This is a genomic window from Arthrobacter sp. TE12231, assembly GCF_054062895.1.
Map to the genome: position 1 here is coordinate 206,022 of NZ_JBSSFS010000001.1, position 19,515 is coordinate 225,536.

The following is a 19,515-nucleotide window of genomic DNA, read 5'->3' on the forward strand; positions in this document are numbered from 1 at the left end:
GGTTGCCCTGTTTTGCTTGGTTCCGGCCTGTCGCCGGGCTGCCTACTTCCGGCCTGGGTTACTTTCGACCGCTGAGCTGGAGGACCTGCTTGAAGAGGCCCGAGTGGTCCAGTCCGCCGTCGCCCTGGTTGACGGTGGCGGCGACGAGCTGCGCGACGACGGCGCCGAGGGGGATGGCGACGTTGGCCTCGCGGGCAGCAGAGGTGACGATGCCGAGGTCCTTGTGGTGCAGGGCCAGGCGGAATCCGGGGTCGAAGTTGCGGTCCAGCATCTTCTGGCCCTTCTGGTCCAGGACCTTGGAGCCGGCGAGTCCGCCGCCGAGGACCTTGAGGGCGGCGTCGGTGTCCACGCCGTAGGCCTCGAGGAAGGCAATCGCCTCGGCCAGGACCTCGATGTTGACCGCGACGATCAGCTGGTTGGCTGCCTTGACGGTCTGGCCGGAACCGGACGGGCCGACGTGGACGATGGTCTTGCCGACGGCCGTCAGGACGTCCTGGGCGGCCTCGAAGTCAGCGGCGTCGCCGCCCACCATGATGGACAGCGCGGCATCAATGGCGCCCTGTTCGCCGCCGGACACCGGTGCATCGAGGGGACGGATGCCGGCTGCTTTGGCGTCGTCGGCCAAACGCTTGGCGACGTCGGGGCGGATGCTGGATGCGTCGATCCAGAGCGCGCCCTGCTTCGCGTTGGCGAACACGCCGTCGGCGCCGCTGACGACGCCTTCAACATCGGGGGAGTCCGGGACCATGGTGATGACGACGTCGGCGTTCTTGACGGCGTCCGCAATGCTCGTGGCGCCCTGGCCGCCTTCGGAGACGAGCTTGTCGATCTTGTCCTGGCTCCGGTTGAAGCCGGTGACCGCGTGGCCGGCCTTGACGAGGTTGATGGCCATGGGCAGGCCCATGATGCCGAGTCCGATCACTGCAACGTTGCTCATTGTTTTTCCTTTACTGAAGTCTTGTTAGCGCGGGCGGGACTAGCCTGCGGCGTGCTGGCGGATGGCCCAGGCGAAGGCGGTTTCCGCCGTTTCCTTGTATTCGAGGCCGATGTAGCCCTCGTAGCCGAGTTCGCGGCTGCGGGTGATCCATTCGCCCAGCGGCAGGGTCCCGGTTCCGGGGGCGCCGCGGCCGGGGCTGTCGGCGATCTGGATGTGGCCGAAGTCTTTGGCGTGGCCTTCGATGACGGCAGCGACGTCGTCACCGTTGACCGCCAGGTGGTAGAAGTCGGCCAGGAGCTTGATGTTCTCCGCGCCGGTTTCGTTCTTGACCCGGGCGATGACGTCGAGAGCATCCGCCGCGGTTAGCAGCGGGTAGCGGGCCGCGCCGCTGACCGGTTCCAGCAGGACGGTTCCGCCGATCCGGGCGACTACGGCGGCTGCGGCGGTCAGGTTCTGTACGGCCAGTTCGTCCTGTTCCTCGGGGGAGTGCTCCTCCTGGCGGTTGCCGTAGAGGGCGTTGAAGGCGGTGCAGCCGAGTCGCGCGCCGATCCCGGCGACGACGTCGATGTTGTCTTTGAACTCGGCGCTGCGGCCCTTCCAGGACACGAGGCCCCGGTCTCCGGCGGGCATGTCGCCGGCGTTGAAGTTCAGGCCGGTGAGCTGCACGCCGGCATCGGTGATGGCGTTCTCGAACCGGGTGACCTGGGCGTCGGTAGGGACGGAGGTCTCGAAGGGCCACCAGAATTCGACGGCGTCAAAACCGGCGGCCTTCGCCGCGGCCGGGCGTTCCAGGAGAGGGAGCTCCGTCAGGAGGATGGAGCAGTTCACGGTGTACGTCATTGTGGGTTCCTTCCGGTGTGGGCGGGAGCTGGATCCCGGGCTTCGTTGCCTTGCAGACCGTTTCCTGCGATTTCCGCTTTGTGGAATTTAGATTCTGCTTTATGAAAAGTGTAGGGAAGTTAGGGCAGGAGAGTCAAGGGGTGCGCGTCAAGCGGCGTACGTCCGGGAAGGGCGCGGGGGTGCTGCGGATCCGGCGAAGGGTGGTTCTACCGCTTCGTGGGATCTTTCCGGGCTGCCAGGCCCACGAGCGCGCCGATGCCCAGGCCGATCAGCAGGCCTGTGAACGGCTTGTCGACGGTGGTGACTCCGATGGCGAAGCCGAGGGCCGCGCCAAGGAGCATTCCGATCCACAGGGATTCGTACTTCACAGCCTCAGGCTAGCAAGCATCGCCCGGGCCGCAAGGGTTTCCGGCTTGGGAACCACATTTGGTGCGGAGGCGCGCACGGCCCCGGAACCACGAAAGAGTCCGGAACCACGAAGGAGCCCGCCCCGACAGGCGGGGCGGACTCCACAGGGTGATTCAGCACAGCGCGGATCAGCACTCGCTGGAGCAGCAATGTGCGGACCAGCAGTGCGTGCACCGGTACGGCGCGGACCTGCCTTAGGTCAGGCGGATCTGGCGGTTGACGTCCTTGTAGAGCAGGTAGCGGAACGGACCCGGGCCGCCGGCGTAGCAGGCCTGCGGGCAGAAGGCGCGGAGCCACATGAAGTCGCCGGCCTCGACTTCCACCCAGTCGTCGTTGAGGCGGTAGACGGCTTTGCCCTCCAGGACGAAGAGTCCGTGTTCCATCACGTGGGTTTCGGCGAAGGGGATGGACGCCCCGGGCTGGAACGTGACGATGTTGACGTGCATGTCGTGGGCGAGGTCGTCGGGGTCCACGAAGCGGGTAGTGGCCCAGGCCCCGTTGGTGTTCGGCATGGGCCGCGGCTCGACGTCTTGGTCACGGGTGACGAAGGATTTGGCTGTGAAGCCTTCCAGGGGCTCGTAGGCCTTGCGGATCCACTGGAAGCTGGCGGCCTCCCCGGCGGAGTCGTTGGACACTTTCCAGTCCGAGCCGGCGGCGAGGTAGGCATAGCCGCCGGCCTCGAGGTGGTGGATTTCGCCGTCGAGGGTCAGTGTCAGTTCGCCCTTGGTCAGGAAGATTACGCCTTCGACGCCGGCCTCTGCCTCGGGCTTGTCGCTGCCGCCGCCCGGGCCCACCTCGACAATCAGCTGCGAGAACGTCGTCGCAAAGCCGGCGATGGGCCGGGCGATGATCCAGGACCGGGTGTTGGTCCAGCCGGGAAGGTTGCTGGTGACGATGTCGCGCAGCACCCCCTTGGGGATGACGGTGTAGGCCTCCTTGACCACGGCGCGGTCGGTGAGGAGCTGGGTCTGCGGCGGCAGACCGCCTTCGGGTGAAAAGTAGTTGCTCATGGGTGTGTCCTTTTCGCTGAGGGGGTGGAGGAAGCGGCCAGCCGCGGGTGGGCCAGCACAGTGAGCTGGGGAAGTCCGACGCCGGCCAGCGCCAGGACTTCATCGGCGCCGACAGCGCCACATTGGACGCCGCGCAGCACAAAGGCCGCCAGGGCGCGTGCGGTGGCGGGCTCATCCATGACGCCGCCGCCGGTTTGTTCCACGTAATTGCGGAGCCGGGCAGCGGCAGCGGGGAGCCCTTGCCGGTAGAAGGCGTAGGTCGCGGCAAACCGGCTGGGCAGCTGGGGCCGGGTGGAGGTCCCAGCCCTGGTAGTAGCCGCGTTCCAGCGACCGGCGGACAAGCCGGCCGTGGAGCTGCCAGGCCTGTTCCACGTTGTCGCCCACCGGGATGATGTTGGTGGAGCCGTCGGAGAGCCGGATGCCGGTGCCGGCCACGGCAAGCTGCATGACTTCCTTGGCGAAGTCCGCCACGGGATGCTCCATGGACTGGTATTCGGCCGAGATCTGCAGCGACGCGGAGTAGTCGTACGTCCCGTAGTGCAGCCCGCTGATCCGGCCGGGCACCGCGTGCGGCAGGCGCGCCACCGGAGAGGTCCCGTCCGGGCCCAGGATGAGCTGCGGCGTTTCCACCTGCACCTCGAACCGGAGCCGGCCCGCGGGGAGCGAGTGGACGTCCTCGAGCCGGGACACGGCGAAGGCCATGGCCTCCACCTGCGCCACGGTGGTGACCTTGGGCAGGGTGAGGATGAGCCCATCCGGGAGTTCGCCGGCCGCGGCCAGCTGCGACACGAAGAGGTCCAGGGTCCGCAGTCCCCGGGCCCGGGTGGCGGCTTCGAAGCACTTGAAACGGATTCCGATGAACGGCGGCGCGGTGCCGGCGGCGACGGCGGTGGCCACGGCGGACCCCGCGGCGACAGCGGCGGTGTCCTCGGCGTCGTCGCCCCGGTCCCCGAACCCGTCCTCGAAGTCCAGCCGGAGGTCCTCGACGGGCTCGGTTGAGAGTTTGGCCCGGACCCGGGGCGCGACGGCGGCGGCCAGGTCGGCGTCCTGGCCCTGCAGTGCGCACAGGCTTTCGACGCCGCCGCGGGCGTCCACCGCGGCGAGGGCCTGGGCGCCCCAGTCGGCGGTGAACTCCGGGCTGAAGCGGTCGGCGGGAACGTAGACCGTGTGCACGGGCTGGCGGGAGCCGTCATCGCCCGGGTAGTTGCGCTCCAGCAGCCGGTCGGTATCGGCGAGCTGCGCGTCAATCCTGGCGAGGTCGGCCCCGGACAGGGACTGCGTCACCGGTCCCTGGCTGCTTCGGTGCAGTCCGGCGCCGGCGGAGGTGGCTGCCATGCTTCAGCCCACCAGCTCGTAGGCCGGGGTGGTGAGGAAATCGGTGTAGTCCTCGGACAGGCAGATGTCGCCGATCAGGCGGCTGGCCGGAAGGTAGTGCTTCGCAAAAGCGTCCTCGCCCACCTCGCCGCGGAGCTTCTCGGTCTCCTCGGCGAGGATGGCGGACACCAGTTCGCGGGTGACGGTCCGGCCGGTGTCGGCGAGCACCGAGTGGTTGCGGATCTGCTGCCAGACCTGGGACCGCGAGATTTCTGCCGTGGCGGCGTCCTCCATCAGGTTGTGGATGGCCACGGCGCCGTTTCCGGAGATCCAGACGGCGGTGTAGGCCACGGCCACGTAGAGGTTCAGGCGCATGCCTGCCTCGGTCACCTGGCCCTGGGCGGAACGGATGTCCAGAAGCTGCTCGGCGGTGACGCTGACCTCGGGCCGCTGCTTGTCCAGCTGGTTGGGCCGCGCACCCAGGACGGAGTCGAACACCTCGCGGCAGATCGGCACCAGGTCCGGGTGCGCCACCCAGGAGCCGTCGAAGCCGTCGTTGGCCTCGCGGGTCTTGTCCGCCCGGACCTTCTCGAAGGCCTGAGCGGTCACCTCGGGTTCGCGCCGGTTGGGGATTACCGCCGCCATGCCGCCCATGGCAAAGGCGCCGCGGCGGTGGCAGGTCTTGACCAGGAGTTCGGTGTAGGCCCGCATGAACGGCGCGGTCATGGCGACGCTGGCCCGGTCGGGAAGGACAAAGCTCTCGCCGGCGTCCCGGAAGTACTTGATGATGCTGAACAGGTAGTCCCAGCGTCCGGCGTTCAAGCCGGAGGCGTGGTCGCGGAGTTCGAAGAGGATCTCGTCCATCTCGAAGGCCGCCGGGATGGTCTCGATCAGGACGGTGGCGCGGACGGTGCCCTGCGGGATGCCGAGATAGTCCTGCGCGAAGACGAAGATCTCGTTCCACAGCCGTGCCTCGAGGTGGCTCTCCATCTTGGGCAGGTAGTAGTACGGTCCGTGGCCGTTCTCCAGGAGCCGCTTGGCGGTGTGGAAGAAGTGCAGGCCGAAGTCCACCAGGGCGCCGATCGTGTGTTCCCCGCCGATCAGCAGGTGCCGTTCGCCCATGTGCCAGCCGCGGGGCCGGGCCACCACGACGGCGAGCGGGGCGTCAGTGCGCAGCGCGTACTCCTTGCCTTCGGGCGAGGTGTACTTCAGTGTTCCCTCGGCGGCGTCGCGGAGGTTGAGGATCGATTCGACCACATTGGACCAGGTGGGCGTGCTGGCGTCCTCGAGGTCGGCGAGCCACACCTTGGCGCCGGAGTTCAGCGCGTTGATGGCCATCTTGGCCGGGGCGGCCGGCCCGGTCATCTCGACCCGGCGGTCCTTCAGGGCTGCCGGTGCCGGAGCAACGCTCCAGTCGGCGTCGCGGATTTCCCGGGTCTCCGGCAGGAAGTCCAGGCGGCCGGTCCGGGCAACGTGCTCGCGCTTGACGGCTCTGGCCTTGAGAAGTTCGGCACGGGTTCCGGCAAAGCGGAGGTGAAGTTCCTCGACGAAGGCGAGAGCCTCCGGGGTCAGGATTTCCCCGGCCCGGTCGACGGGCTGGGGATCGGTGACGGTGAGAGCCATTTCTGGTCCTTTCCTAGGCTGCGAATCAGGCGTGGGCCGGGACGGCGCGGGTGGCGGCGTGCGCGGAGTTCGCGCGCGCCGCCGCGGCGACGGCGGCGGCGACGTCGGCGGCAACGTGCGGGTCGAAGACGCTGGGGATGATGTAGCTGGCATTGAGCTCATCGTCCGCCACGCGGTTGGCGATTGCCTTCGCGGCGGCCACCAGCATTTCCGGGATGATGTCGGAGGCGCCGGCGTCGAGCAGCCCGCGGAAGAAGCCCGGGAAGGCCAGTACGTTGTTGATCTGGTTGGGGTAGTCGCTGCGGCCGGTGGCCACAACGGCCGCGTGCTTCGACGCGATCACCGGGTCGATTTCCGGCGTGGGGTTGGCCATGGCAAAGACGATCGCATCCTTGGCCATGGAGGCAACCTGCTCCTCGCCGATCACGTTGGGGGCGCTGACGCCGATGAAGACGTCCGCACCCTTGAGGGCCTCGTGCAGGGAGCCCGAGAAGCCGGCCTCGTTGGTGTTGGCCGCGATCCAGGAGCGGTGTTCGTCGTCGTATTTGGCGCCGTGGTGGATGGCGCCGGAGCGGCCGGCGGCGATGATGTGGTTGGCGCCCTGGGCCTTGAGCAGTTGGATGATGGCCGAGCCTGCGGCGCCGACGCCGGAGACCACGATCTTGACATCGGCGAGCTTCTTGCCCACCACGCGCAGGGCATTGACCAGGGCGGCCAGGGTGACGATCGCGGTGCCGTGCTGGTCGTCATGGAAGACCGGGATGTCCAGTTCCGCACGGAGCCGGTTTTCAATCTCGAAGCAGCGCGGCGCGGCGATGTCTTCCAGGTTCACGCCGCCGTAGACGGGGGCGAGGGCCTTGACGATCATGATGATTTCCTCGGTGTCCTGGGTGTCCAGGCAGACCGGCCAGGCATCGACGTTGGCGAACTGCTTGAAGAGGGCGGCCTTGCCTTCCATGACCGGGAGCGCCGCGGCCGGGCCGATGTTGCCCAGGCCCAGGACGGCGGAGCCGTCGGTGACGACGGCGATGGTGTTGCGCTTGATGGTCAGGTTCCTCGCGGCGGAGGGGTCCTCCGCGATCGCCAGGCAGACGCGGGCGACGCCGGGGGTGTAGGCGCGGGAGAGGTCGTCGCGGTTGCGCAGGGCCACCTTCGGGACCACCTCGAGCTTCCCGCCAAGGTGCATCAGGAAGGTGCGGTCCGAGACATGCTGGACCTTCACGCCGTCGAGCGCGTTGAGGGCGTCCTTGACGCGGGCTGCGTGGTCGTCGTCGGTGGTGTTGCAGGTGACGTCGACGACGAGCGTGTCGTGGTGGGATTCGGTGACGTCCAGGGCGGTGATGGCCGCGCCTGCTCCGCCGACTGCCGCCGCCAGTTCGCTGGTGGCGGTGAAGCTGGACGGCGCTTCCACGCGCAGGGTGATCGAATTTCCGGGGCTGGGGTTCGCCATTGAGTTCCTCCTGGTATGGCCCGTGACGGGCCGCTCACGCTTCGATGAATGTTTTCGTATTATGGATATTATTATCTGCTTAGTGGAAAAACAAGCCTTGTTGTGTCATTGGCCGGGTGGCGGGGTGCTGTATCTTTGGTTTTCAGCTGTATTTCACGATGTGGATAAGAAATGTCGACGCCGACGCGCAGGAGAGAATCTTTATGGCTGATAAGCCCTCGGGAGGCGTGCAGTCCGTTGAGCGCGTCTTCGAACTTCTGGAACTGATTACCGATGCGGGCGGCGAGGTCACCCTCAGCGAGCTGTCCAATTCCACCGATCTGCCCCTTCCCACCATTCACCGGCTCCTGCGCACCCTCGTTGCCCTGGGGTACATCCGGCAGCTGCCGAACCGCCGCTACGCGCTGGGGCCGCGCCTGATCCGCCTGGGTGAGGCGGCCAACAAGCAGCTCGGCTCGCTGGCCAGGCCCCAGCTCAAGTCTCTTGTGGACCGGCTGGGTGAAACGGCCAATATGGGTGTCCTGGACTCTGACATGGTCATCTACGTCGCCCAGGTGCCGTCGCTGCACTCGATGCGCATGTTCACCGAGGTGGGCAAGCGCGGCTACATGCACGCCACCGGCATGGGCAAGGCGATCCTGGCCCAGCTGGACGATGACACGGTCCGCGGCATCGTCGGACGCCAGGGGATGCCGACGCCCACCCCCAAGAGCATTGGCGACGTCGATACGCTCCTGGAAGACCTGAAGCTCATCCGCCAGCGCGGCTACTCCATTGACGAGGAAGAGCAGGAGGTTGGGGTGCGGTGCTTCGCGATGGCCATCCCCGATGCCCCGACGCCGGCCGCCATCTCCGTGTCCGGGCCCGTGTCCCGGGTGGACCAGGCGTTCGCGGACAAGGCCGTGCCGCTGCTGCGGGAGGCCGCCCGCGCGATCTCGGACGAGCTCAAGCAGGGCTGATCCGCCGGGGCAAAACGCCGCCGTCCGGATCCGGACGCACGACAAGCGGGGCCTACGGTGGTAGGCCCCGCAAGTCGCTGCCGTGTGCGGGATGGACGGACTCCTAGTGCTCGTCGGCTGCAATCCTGGACTGCTCTACGGGAACTTCCTTGCCGTCGCAGTCAAACAGTTTGCCGTTCTCGTAGCGGTCGCCCTCAGCGAGGCATTTAAGGTCTTCCTGACGGATGACCCTGTCGGTTCCGGCCACGAAGACCGACTGGTTCTCGGAGTTCCCGGCCTTCAGGTGGTTGAAGAGCAGGTTCAGCAGGATGGCCATGAGGGCTGCCGAGCTGATGCCGGAGTGGAAGATGGTGCTGAACCAGGTGGGGAACTTGTCGTAGAAGGTCGGTGCCGCGATCGGAATCATGCCGAAGCCCAGTGACGCCGCGACGACGATCAGGTTCATGTTGTTGCGGTATTCCACTTTGGCGAGGGTCCGGATGCCGCTTGCGGCGACGGTTCCGAAGAGGACGACGCCGGCACCGCCCAGGACGGGCGTCGGCACCGAGGCCACGACGCGGCCCAGGACGGGAAGCAGGCCGAGGACCACCAGGATGAGCCCGCCGGCGCTGACCACGAAGCGGCTCTTGACGCCCGTGATGGCAACCAGGCCCACGTTCTGGGCGAAGGCGCTCTGGGTGAATGAGTTGAACAGCGGCGAGATGGCGCTGGAGAGCATGTCCGCCCGGAGGCCGTCGCCAATCCGCCTGGAATCAACCTTGGTGCCGACGATGTCGCCCACGGCAATGATGTCGGCCGAGGTTTCGGTCAAGGTGACCAGGATGACGATCAGCATCGAAACGATCGAGGCGACCTCAAAGGTGGGAGGGCCGAAAGCAAACGGTGTGGGGAAGGCGACGATTGCGCCCTGGGCCACCTTGGAAAAATCTGCCATGCCGACTGCGAATGCGATCAAGGTGCCCAGAACCATCGCGAGCAGGATCGAAAGCCTCGAGATCGCGGCATTCCCCACCTTGCTGAGTAGCAGGACAATCGCCATGGTGACCGCGGCGAGGCCGATGTTTGCCACGCTTCCGTAGTCCGGCGCCTTGCTGTTGCCGCCCATGGCCCAGTTGGCGGCAACCGGCATCAGCGTCAGGCCGATGGTGGTAATGACCACACCGGTCACCACCGGAGGAAAGAAGCGGATAATCTTCGAGAACAGCGGCGTGATGAGCAGCCCGATCAGCGATGCCGCGATGACGGAGCCGAACACGGCCTGGATGCCGCCACCGCCGTGGACGATCGCCACCATCGTGGAAACGCCGGCAAATGAAACGCCCTGCACGAGCGGGAGCCGGGACCCGAAGAACGGGATGCCGATGGTCTGCAGGATGGTGGCGAGGCCGCCGACGAAGAGGCAGGCGGCGATCAGCAGGCCGATGTCCTGCGACGACATGCCGGCGGCCGCGCCGATGATCAGCGGCGGGGCGATGATTCCGCCGTACATGGTCAGGACGTGCTGCAATCCGTACGCGAATGTGCTTCCGAGCGGCAGGCGTTGGTCTTCGGGGCGACCGGACCGAGCGGCGCGTGCCGCTGTCGCGGCTAATTTCTTCTTGGTGTTCATGGCAGACTTTCTTGGTTCATGGCAGACGTCTTTGTCTGGCTAACGGTGTCTGGCTAACAGTTGTGGCAAAGCAATTCGGCCCGTTTCCCGGGGTTCTTGTCCGGCTGTTCCCCGTGCCGGAGCAGCGGAAGACCGGACAAGAACCCGGGGTCGCGCCGGGCAAGCGCGCGGTTCCGGGACCGGCCTAGCAGAATCCTGCGATACCGCTCCAGGCGATCTCCGCGGGGCCGGCGTCCTCGCGCTGGACCGTGGCCTCGATCAGGCCGTAGGGCCGGTCCGCGGCAAAGAAGACCTCGTTGGGGTTGTCGAGGCCAAACGGTGAGAGATCGACGAGGAAATGGTGCTTGTTGGGCATGGAGAACTTGATCTCGTCGATCTCTCCGTGGGCCTCGAGGACCTTGGCGCCCATGTCGAAAAGGGTCTGCTGCAGGGCGTGGGAGTAGTTTTCGCTAAACCCTTCCAATAGCAGGCTCTTGACGTCGTCGTAGCTCTTGTTGAAGTCGGTGGTGCTGAAGTCGGTGCCGGTCTTGAAGCGCCAGCGGGCGGAGACGTCCGTGGCAAGGATACGATCCGTGGTTTCCGGCAGCGTAGTGTATTTGTCCCGTGGGTAGCCCACAAAGCCGGACTGCGTGGACTTGAGGACCGTGAGGTCCTTGAGCCCGGAAATCAGGTGCACGTCGGCGCCGTCCCGGACCAATACCGCGGTGCGCACCTCCTGGCCGTTGCGGACGAAGGAGTGGTCGTGCTCGGCGCCGTGCGCCTGGATGCGGTCCCAACTGTACGACTCCGCTTCCCACCGGCCGCCGGAGACCCAGTCGAAGCTCGAGGTGAAGTGCTCGCCCAACCGCAGAAGGAACGCTTCCGGGGAGCCGACGCCCTCCCGGGCGAAAGCGTAGATCGTGTTCTTCTGGGTGTCGGTGGCGACGACATGACCGTTGTCGCCCGCAAGGTGTGCGGCGGCGAAATCGCCGCGGAGCTGTGAGGTGACGTTCAGGTCCTCGATCTCGTGGCGGTCCGTGTCCCGGGTGATTTTGACGACCCGGACTTCGGCCTTTCCGTACTGGTTGTGGCCGAGGATGATCTTGTTGCTCATGGCTATTCCCAACTTCCGTGATGTGGAACCTAGGTTCCATCATTGAAATTAAGCGCGTGTTTCGCACGCGTTTCCGATGGAGCCGACCCAACAAAAAGAGCCGACGTCCAGTGACGTCAGCTCATTACAACCCTGCCTGCTGCTCCCAGGTTACGTGACCTACGCCACGAGTTGGTTTAAACACTAGCCCGGCAGGGCCGTGGTGTACATCACTTTTTCAAAAATCGGATTGTGACTGGCGCTCCTCCCGGCGGTCCGGCCTCGGCCCTTGACCGCCGCTGCGGCGCTCCCTAAGATTTCCACATATCAATAAAAATTTTCCAAAATGTGGAAAATTGGATGCAGCCCCGGCGCGGCCCTTGAGGGACTGGGGGCCGCGCCGGGAACGAGGAGGAACCGATGGACCCGCAGGATAAGGGCGTTGCCGCTGATTTTCCGGCCGCCGGTCAAGAGCTGTATCTGCCTTTCGGCGGCACGGACCCGGACTTCTACATCCCGGCCGACCATGAGCGGACATCAGGCGGCATCTCCCGCTGGTTCCGGATGCTGCCTGTGTTCGGACGCCGGCAGCCCTGACGGCGTCCGAACACAGGCCGCGCCGTCGCGTAACGGCCGGCTGTCGGATGGGCGCGCCGGCCCTAGTCGCCGACCAGTTTCCGCGCAGCCGCCGAGTGCTCCGCGATGAGCCCGGCGATATCCAGCCCTGGAATCTGCCCGTCGACCACCCGCCACTGGCCAGCCGCCATGACGCGGTCGGCCCGGTCCGCCCCGCAGAGCAGGAGCGCGGCCAGCGGGTCGTGGCTGCCGGAGAACCGCAGCTCGTCAAGCCGGAAAAGGGCCAGGTCAGCCTGCATCCCGGGCGCCAGTTGGCCCAGGTCCGGCCGGCCGAGGGCCGCGGCCGACCCCCGGGTGGCCCACCCCAGGGCCCGTTCCACCGGCACCTGGGCGCCGTACCGCAGGCGCTGCAGATACAGTGCCTGCCGCGCCTCAAGGATCATGTTTGAGGCATCGTTCGACGCCGAACCATCCACGCCCAGTCCCACCGGGACGCCGGCATCCTCAAGCTCAATCACCCGAGCGGTGCCCGATGCCAGCCGCATGTTGGAGGTGGCGCAATGCGCGACGGCGGTCCCTGCGGCTCCCAGCGCCGCAATCTCGGCGTCGCTGAAGTGAATGCCGTGCCCCAGCCAGGTCCTGCCGCTGAGCCAGCCGACACTTTCCAGGTACTCCACGGTGCGTAGTCCGAATTTCTCCCGGCAGAACTCCTCCTCATCCAGCGTCTCGGCGAGATGGGTGTGGAGCCGGACATCCAGACGCTCGGCCATGGCGGCGCTGTCGGACATAATCTCCTGCGTCACGGAAAACGGTGAACACGGGGCGAGGGCGATCTGGATGACTGCGCCGTCGCCCCGTTCGTGGTACTCGCCGATGAGCCTCTCGCTGTCCGTCAGGATGATATCCGCCGCCTGCACGGTGGACTGCGGAGGCAGGCCGCCGTCGTCCTCCCCGAGGGTCATCGACCCCCGGGTGAGGGTCGCCCGCATTCCCAGTTTCCGGACCGCGCCGACCTCGATGTCGATGGCGTCTTCCAGGCCGGAGGGAAAGAGGTAGTGGTGGTCCGCGGCCGTGGTGCAGCCGGAAAGCAGGAGTTCTGCCAGGGCAACGGTGGCTGCCAACTCCAGGTCCCGCGGGGTGAGCCGCGCCCATACCGGGTATAGCTTCTGCAGCCACGGGAACAAGGGGGCGTTTGCCACCGGGCCCCAGGCTCGGGTGAGCGTCTGGTAGAAGTGGTGATGGGTGTTGATCAGGCCGGGCAGCAGGACGTGGTTGCCGGCGTCGAACGTTTCCTGGCATGGTGCCGACGGCTGCTGGCCGGCGGCCAGAACTTCGACGATGATTCCGCCGCTCACCACGATTCCGCCGGAGGCGTCGAGGGCGTTGGCGGTGAAAGCTCCAAGGGGATTGCGGATCCAAAGGCGGGAGTCGGAGGGGCGCGTAGGCATGGCAGGTTTCCTGTCTGAGCGTAGGGACGTGGGCCAGCTCAGTGTGGGCCTGTCTGCTGATCCAGGCGTCCGGCTCGAGGCGCCGGTTGGAGATCAGGCTAGGCTGGCGGAGGCGTGCCCGTCAACAGTGCGCATTGTGACCACTCGGAAATCAGAATTTCACATCACGAAACTAGGATTCCAAAAATCTATGGCGCAGCTCACGTTTCGCTGCTACTCTGGAGTTTGCCAAAGGCGGGCCCCGGTTTCCGGAGAAGCTATCTACCAGGCGCAAGTACACCTTCAAAAGCACGCGCTGAAGCCTGGTAACCGTCGCAACTGGTCATTGCGTCCCATTCGTCGGACCGGCTTCCACAGCACAAGGGAGCCGCATCATGAGCGCCACCGCCCAGGCATATCTGGCCAGGTCCATTGAGCTGGCCACGGCAAACGTCCTGAACAACGGCGGACCGTTCGGTGCCGTCGTTGTCACCGCGGACGGACAGGCGTTCGACGGCGTCAACCGCGTCACCGCCCTGAACGACCCCACCGCGCACGCCGAAGTCACCGCAATCCGCCGCGCGTGCAGCGAACTTGGCACCTTCGCCCTCACCGGAGCCATCCTTTACAGCAGCTGTGAGCCCTGCCCCATGTGTCTGGCGTCCGCGCTGTGGGCGCGGGTCGCGCGGGTGGTCTTCGCGGCGGACCGCCATGACGCCGCGTCCGTGGGTTTCGACGACGCCGTGTTCTATGAATTCTTCGAAAACGACCAGCGCGACGCCCTGATGCCTGTGGGCAAACTGGAACTTCACGACCCGCAGGCGCCGGCCGTCCTGGAACCCTTCACAACATGGAATGCCCTTGATTCCCGAATTGACTACTAAGGTCCTTCCACCGGTCCATGACGGGCACAAGAATATGGACATCATCGCCGCACCGGGAAAGAGGGAGCAGCAATGCTGGAACTGATGCCGTCATTGCAGGAATGGCAGCCCGCCGTTAGCGGGCAGCGGTGCGCCGTGGCCACAGTGGTAGGGGCGGCAGGTTCCGTTCCCCGGCCGCTCGGAACGTCCATGATCGTGTCCGAGGCCGGCGAGGTCCTGGGCAGCCTGTCGGGCGGCTGCGTCGAAGGTGCCGTGGTGGAGTTGGCGTTGGAGGCCATGCGCGACGGCGGCACCCGCCGTGAAGTTTTCGGCTACAGCGCCGAAGACGCGTTCGCAGCCGGGCTCACCTGCGGCGGCGAACTGGAAATCCACATTGAACCGCTGGGCACCGAACCAGGCACCTTGCAGCGTGAAAGCCTGGCCGCCCTTGGAGCCCGCGGACCCGCAACGCCTGTGGCACTGATCCGCAGGGTCGACGCGCACGGCGGCGGCGCCGTCGTTGTCCCGGAGCCCGCAGCCTACCAGGCCGAAACCTGCCCCGAACTGGCCCTGCTGCTGGGCCCGTCCGGCGGGGGCGGCCCGGCGGGCCGCGCGCTCGTGCAGGCCGCAGCCGCCCAGGTGGAGCCGCTGCTGCGCCGGGGACAGACCGGGCTGGTCCGGCTCGCCCCACCGGACGGTTGCCTGTCCGGCCCCGCAGCCGAGCGGGCATCCGGACCGGCTGGCGTCCGGGAGGCTCGGGCCACGAACAACGAGCCTGTAACCCTCCTGGTGCAGAGCCGGCGCCCGCCGGCACGGCTGCTGATCTTCGGCGCCAACGACTTCGGCGCGGCGCTGCTGCCGGCCGCCAAGCTACTCGGATATGACGTGACGCTCTGTGATGCCCGCCCGGCTTTCGCGGCCCAGGACAGGTTCGCCGGCGCCGACCAGGTGGTCACCGCGTGGCCCCACCGCTACCTCGCGCAGGAAGCCGCGGCGCGAAGGACCGACGCCCGGACCGTGGTCTGCATCCTCACACACGACCCCAAATTCGACATTCCGCTGCTTGAAACCGCTCTGGGCCTCGAGTTGGCCTATATAGGTGCGATGGGATCGCGGCGAAGCCACCAGCAGCGGGCCGAGTCCCTCCTCGCCGCGGGCGTGCCCGCCGCGGAACTGTCCCGGCTGCATTCGCCGATCGGCCTCGACCTCGGAGCCGTCACCCCGGCCGAGGTGGCGGTCTCCATCACGGCGGAGGTCCTGGCGCGCCGCGGACAGGGCACGGACCCCGACGGTACAGCTTCGGCCGGAATATCCCGGGCAAATCGTCCCCCGGCCCAGTGCAAGTCCCTGAAGGACGGTGCGGGTCCGATCCACCACCGGGGCGGCAGCTCCGCCGCCCCGCAGGCCGCAACCCTGACCCCCTCACCCCGGCAGCCCCAGGAGACACCATGGATATGAACACCATCGAAGCGGTGGTCCGCACCGGGGATCCCGGCGAGTGGCGCAACGGGGATGCCTGGCTGGCCGGCGGCACCGTCTTGTTCTCCTACGGCAGCTTCGCCTTCGGCAAGGAGCCGCTCCGGCGGCTGCTGGACCTCAGCGCCACCAACTGGCCCGCCCTCACGGTGACCGACTCGGGTATCGAGATCGCGGCCACATGCACGGTTGCACAACTGTACGCACTGCCGGATTCGGACGCGCTGGCCCTTGTTGCAGGGAGGAACCGGGGTGAAGTGGTCGCCGGCGCAGCCGCCTGGCCGGCCCTGGACCTGATCCGTCCCTGCTGCGACTCCTTTGTGGCTTCCTTCAAGGTCTGGAACATGTCCACAGTGGGCGGCAACCTGTGTACCTCGCTGCCGGCCGGCCCCATGATCTCGCTTTGTGCCGCGCTCGACGGCACGGCCACCATTTTCGGCCCCGGCCCCGGCCCCGGCGGCGCCAGCCGCACCGTGCCGGTGGCCGAGTTCGTTACGGGGGACGCGAAGAACTGCCTGGCCCCCGGCGAGCTCCTGCGCAGCATCCACCTCCCGGCGTCGGCCCTGTCCTCGCGGGTGGCCTTCCGCAGGCTCTCGCTGAGCAACCTGGGGCGGTCCGGCGCGCTGCTGATCGGACGGTCCGACGCCCACGGCGCACTGGTCCTGACCGTCACGGCGGCCACCAAACGGCCCGTGCAGCTGCGCATTACGGCGGCTCGGGGAGCAGGCCCATCCGCGTCGGCCCTGGTCGCCGCCCTCGATGCTGCCATCCCGGACTCGCTTTATCACGATGACATCCACGGGCTGCCGGCCTGGCGGAAGGACATGACGTACCGGCTCGCAGAGGAAATCCGGGCGGAGCTGGCCGCGCCCGAAGGAGTTGCCCCGGCCCGAGTCTCCGGCGACTTCTGGCCGCCACGGCGCACGCCCGGCCCCGCCACACCAACACCGGAACAGTCACAGCAGGAAGGGCGCTGATCATGGCCAACAACACCAGCCGCACCGACACTAGCCGCATCGTTGTCAATGGGACTGCGGCAGCGGACAGCCCGCGGCCGGGCCAGTGCCTGCGGACGTTCCTGCGGGAACAGGGCGCCCACGGCGTCAAGAAGGGCTGCGACGGCGGCGACTGCGGGGCCTGCACGGTCCACGTGGACGGGACCCCGGTGCACAGCTGCATCTACCCGGCCGTCCGGGCAGAGGGACGAGCCGTCACCACGATCGAAGGACTGGCTGCCACCTGTGACCCCGGCGGACCTGACACCCCAGGCGGCGGCGCCGCCGGGACCACAGCACTCCACCCGATGCAGCAGCAGTTCCTGGACCGACAGGGCTTCCAGTGCGGTTTCTGCACGGCGGGCATGGTGATGACGGCGGCCACCTTCGACGACGAGCAGAAGGCGGACCTGCCGCGGAACCTCAAGGGCAATCTGTGCCGCTGCACCGGCTATCGCGCCATCGAAGACGCTGTCTGCGGGCGGGAAGGGCACCCCGACGCCGCAGGTCCGGGATCCGGGGTCGCCGGACCAAGCCAGCCGGCACCGCGTCCCGGACAAATGGGCGATGACGTTCCGGCACCCGCCAGCTTCGCCGTCGTCACGGGACAGGCCCGCTACACCCTGGACGTCCCCGCCGACGAAATGCCCGGACTGCTGCACCTGAAGCTGCTGCGCTCACCGTACGCCCACGCCCGGGTGGTCGCCATCGATAAGTCCGCAGCGTTGCAGGTCCCCGGAGTCGTGGCCGTCTTCACCCATGAGGACGCCCCGGCCCAGCTGTTTTCCACGGCCCAGCACGAGCAGCACACCGACGACCCGGATGACACCCGGGTCCTCGACGACGTCGTACGGTTCATCGGGCAAAAGGTCGCCGCCGTCGTAGCTGAATCTGTTGCCGCGGCGGAAGCCGGAGTCCGCGCCCTGGCCGTCGAATACGAGGTCCTGCAGGCCGTCTTCACTCCCGAAGAAGCGATGCACCCGGGTGCGCCGGCGATCCACGGGGACAAGGACGCCCTCACAGCCCGCATCGGCAGACCGGAGCAGAACGTGGTGGCCGAACTGCACTCCGAGCTGGGCGACGTCGCCGCCTCCTTCGCCACCGCGGACTTCATCCACGAGCAGACCTACCGGACCCAGCGGGTTCAGCACACCGCACTGGAGACCCACGCCGCCATCGCCTCGATCGATGACGATGGACGGCTGCAGGTCCGAACGTCCAGCCAGGTGCCCTTCCTGGTCCGGCGCACCCTGGGCCGGGTCTTCGGTCTGCCGGAAGAACAGATCCGGGTGGTGGCCGGCCGCGTTGGCGGCGGCTTCGGCGGCAAGCAGGAAGTCCTCACCGAGGACATTGTGGCCCTCGCCGCGCTGACTCTGCGGCGCCCGGTGCAGCTTGAATTCACCCGCACCGAGCAGTTCACGGCCGCCACCACCCGGCACCCGTTCACTATCCACCTCAAGGCCGCCGCCAGCAACGAGGGCAAACTGACGGCGCTTCAACTGGACGTGCTGACCAACGCCGGCGCCTATGGCAACCATTCCGTGGGCGTGATGTTCCACGGCTGCGGCGAATCCCTGGCCGTGTACAACTGCGCCAACAAGAAAGTGGATGCCCACGCCGTGTATACCAACACGGTGCCGTCCGGCGCGTTCCGCGGCTACGGGCTGAGCCAGGTGATCTTCGCCATCGAATCCGGCATGGACGAGCTCGCGACCGGGATCGGCATGGACCCGATGGAGTTCCGCCGCCGCAATATGGTCCGCGAGGGCGACGACATGCTCTCCACCCACCCCGACCCCGAAGAGGACGTGCTCTACGGCAGTTACGGCCTGGACCAGTGCACCCGGCTGGTACAGGATGCCCTGGACCGCGGCCGGGAACGCTACCGGGTCGCCGGACTCGAGGACCTCGGCCCGGACTGGGTCACGGGGGAGGGCTCCGCCCTGTCCATGATCGACACCGTCCCGCCGCGCGGCCACTTTGCCCACTCACGGCTCCGGCTCCTGCCCGACGGGACCTACGCCGCCGCCGTCGGGACGGCTGAATTTGGCAACGGCACCACCACCGTCCACGCCCAGCTCGCCGCCACCGCCCTGTCCACCACTGCCGCCCGCGTCACTGTGCGGCAGTCCGACACCGACCTCGTCGAGCACGACTCCGGTGCGTTCGGCTCGGCCGGCACCGTGGTGGCCGGGAAGGCCACGCTCGCCGCCGCCGAGGACCTCGCCGTGCGCATCCGCGCCTTCGCCGCCAGACTCCGGCAGGTCCCCGCCGCCGGGTGCGTGCTGGAGGCGGACGCCGTCATCTGCGAGGGAACCCGGGTGCCGCTGACGGAAATATACGACGCCGCTAAGCAGTCCGGCGTCGAACTCGCCGCCGAGGGTCACTGGGGCGGGACGCCCCGCTCCGTGGCGTTCAACGTCCAGGGTTTCCGGGTGGCCGTGAACACCGGGACCGGTGAGCTGCGGATCCTGCAAAGCGTCCAGGCGGCCGACGCCGGCACGGTGGTCAATCCGCGCCAGTGCCGCGGCCAGATCGAAGGCGGCATCGCCCAGGCCCTCGGTGCCGCGCTGTACGAGGAAGTCAGGGTGGACGACGCCGGCCGCGTCACCACGGACATCCTGCGGCAGTACCACATCCCCTCCTTCGCGGACGTGCCGCGCAGCGAGGTGTACTTCGCCGACACCAGCGACAAACTGGGCCCGCTCGGCGCCAAGTCCATGAGCGAGAGCCCCTTCAACCCGGTGGCGCCGGCGCTCGCGAACGCCATCCGGAACGCCACCGGCGTGAGGTTCGCGGAGCTGCCCATCTCCCGCGACAAGATCTACCTGGGACTGAAGGAAGCCGGGCTGGTCCCCTCCCGCTAGACCCAACGTGGGGCCGTAGGAACGGTTTGTGACTGGCCGCGATCCGGTAACCCTTGACTGACACGTGATCCAGGTCATACCGTTATTTC

15 protein-coding genes and 1 pseudogene are annotated in these 19,515 nt (G+C 67.4%); 6 read left to right on the forward strand and 10 right to left on the reverse strand.

Annotation, left to right across the window (positions count from 1 at the left end; all coding sequences use genetic code 11):
- Positions 1-58: 58 nt before the first annotated feature.
- The 7 genes and pseudogenes from ACVWYS_RS00935 to ACVWYS_RS00965 form a co-directional block, all read right to left on the reverse strand.
- A complete protein-coding gene (locus ACVWYS_RS00935; RefSeq protein ID WP_456508117.1) occupies positions 59-937 on the reverse strand; it encodes a 2-hydroxy-3-oxopropionate reductase in 879 nt (292 codons plus the stop codon).
- A 39-nt stretch (positions 938-976) separates the two neighbouring features.
- A complete protein-coding gene (locus tag ACVWYS_RS00940) occupies positions 977-1,777 on the reverse strand; it encodes a hydroxypyruvate isomerase family protein (protein WP_456508118.1) in 801 nt (266 codons plus the stop codon).
- A gap of 206 nt (positions 1,778-1,983) precedes the next feature.
- Positions 1,984-2,145: a glycine zipper domain-containing protein gene (locus tag ACVWYS_RS00945; RefSeq protein WP_202615868.1), complete on the reverse strand. Its 162-nt coding sequence runs from the start codon at positions 2,143-2,145 to the stop codon at positions 1,984-1,986.
- A gap of 234 nt (positions 2,146-2,379) precedes the next feature.
- The gene (locus ACVWYS_RS00950; protein WP_116767195.1) at positions 2,380-3,195 is read right to left on the reverse strand and encodes a bifunctional allantoicase/(S)-ureidoglycine aminohydrolase; all 816 of its coding nucleotides are present in this window, start codon (positions 3,193-3,195) and stop codon (positions 2,380-2,382) included.
- Positions 3,192-4,530: pseudogene (locus tag ACVWYS_RS00955) on the reverse strand (DUF6986 family protein). Before ACVWYS_RS00955 ends, ACVWYS_RS00950 begins: the two are co-directional and overlap by 4 nt.
- 3 nt (positions 4,531-4,533) lie before the next feature.
- On the reverse strand, positions 4,534-6,132 hold the full coding sequence (gene aceB, locus ACVWYS_RS00960) for a malate synthase A (RefSeq protein WP_344365791.1): 1,599 nt from the start codon (positions 6,130-6,132) through the stop codon (positions 4,534-4,536).
- 25 nt (positions 6,133-6,157) lie between these two features.
- Positions 6,158-7,582 carry an NAD-dependent malic enzyme gene (locus ACVWYS_RS00965; RefSeq protein ID WP_344365789.1) on the reverse strand — a complete coding sequence of 475 codons (1,425 nt, stop codon included), beginning with the start codon at positions 7,580-7,582 and terminating at the stop codon, positions 6,158-6,160.
- A gap of 203 nt (positions 7,583-7,785) precedes the next feature.
- Between ACVWYS_RS00965 and ACVWYS_RS00970 the strand changes: the two genes are divergently transcribed.
- Positions 7,786-8,541 (forward strand): IclR family transcriptional regulator, encoded by a 756-nt coding sequence (locus tag ACVWYS_RS00970; RefSeq protein ID WP_116767191.1) that lies wholly within the window; start codon positions 7,786-7,788, stop codon positions 8,539-8,541.
- Between the two features lie 103 nt (positions 8,542-8,644).
- On the opposite strand, the gene ACVWYS_RS00975 is transcribed toward ACVWYS_RS00970, so the two are convergent.
- The gene (locus tag ACVWYS_RS00975) at positions 8,645-10,150 is read right to left on the reverse strand and encodes a nucleobase:cation symporter-2 family protein (RefSeq protein WP_456508120.1); all 1,506 of its coding nucleotides are present in this window, start codon (positions 10,148-10,150) and stop codon (positions 8,645-8,647) included.
- 184 nt (positions 10,151-10,334) lie between these two features.
- Positions 10,335-11,243, reverse strand: coding sequence for a factor-independent urate hydroxylase (pucL, locus tag ACVWYS_RS00980; RefSeq protein ID WP_344365782.1), 909 nt, complete (start codon positions 11,241-11,243; stop codon positions 10,335-10,337).
- 399 nt (positions 11,244-11,642) lie between these two features.
- Between pucL and ACVWYS_RS00985 the strand changes: the two genes are divergently transcribed.
- Positions 11,643-11,819 carry a hypothetical protein gene (locus ACVWYS_RS00985; protein WP_344365780.1) on the forward strand — a complete coding sequence of 59 codons (177 nt, stop codon included), beginning with the start codon at positions 11,643-11,645 and terminating at the stop codon, positions 11,817-11,819.
- A 62-nt stretch (positions 11,820-11,881) separates the two neighbouring features.
- Here ACVWYS_RS00985 and ACVWYS_RS00990 read toward each other — a convergent pair whose 3' ends face one another.
- Positions 11,882-13,246: an 8-oxoguanine deaminase gene (locus ACVWYS_RS00990; RefSeq protein ID WP_456508121.1), complete on the reverse strand. Its 1,365-nt coding sequence runs from the start codon at positions 13,244-13,246 to the stop codon at positions 11,882-11,884.
- 374 nt (positions 13,247-13,620) lie between these two features.
- Between ACVWYS_RS00990 and ACVWYS_RS00995 the strand changes: the two genes are divergently transcribed.
- From ACVWYS_RS00995 to ACVWYS_RS01010, 4 genes are all read left to right on the forward strand, one after another.
- On the forward strand, positions 13,621-14,109 hold the full coding sequence (locus ACVWYS_RS00995; RefSeq protein ID WP_456508122.1) for a nucleoside deaminase: 489 nt from the start codon (positions 13,621-13,623) through the stop codon (positions 14,107-14,109).
- Between the two features lie 72 nt (positions 14,110-14,181).
- Positions 14,182-15,546: an XdhC family protein gene (locus ACVWYS_RS01000; RefSeq protein WP_456508123.1), complete on the forward strand. Its 1,365-nt coding sequence runs from the start codon at positions 14,182-14,184 to the stop codon at positions 15,544-15,546.
- Positions 15,537-16,541 carry an FAD binding domain-containing protein gene (locus ACVWYS_RS01005; RefSeq protein WP_456508124.1) on the forward strand — a complete coding sequence of 335 codons (1,005 nt, stop codon included), beginning with the start codon at positions 15,537-15,539 and terminating at the stop codon, positions 16,539-16,541. Before ACVWYS_RS01000 ends, ACVWYS_RS01005 begins: the two co-directional genes overlap by 10 nt.
- A 2-nt stretch (positions 16,542-16,543) precedes the next feature.
- The gene (locus tag ACVWYS_RS01010; RefSeq protein ID WP_456508125.1) at positions 16,544-19,426 is read left to right on the forward strand and encodes a molybdopterin-dependent oxidoreductase; all 2,883 of its coding nucleotides are present in this window, start codon (positions 16,544-16,546) and stop codon (positions 19,424-19,426) included.
- Positions 19,427-19,515: the final 89 nt, after the last annotated feature.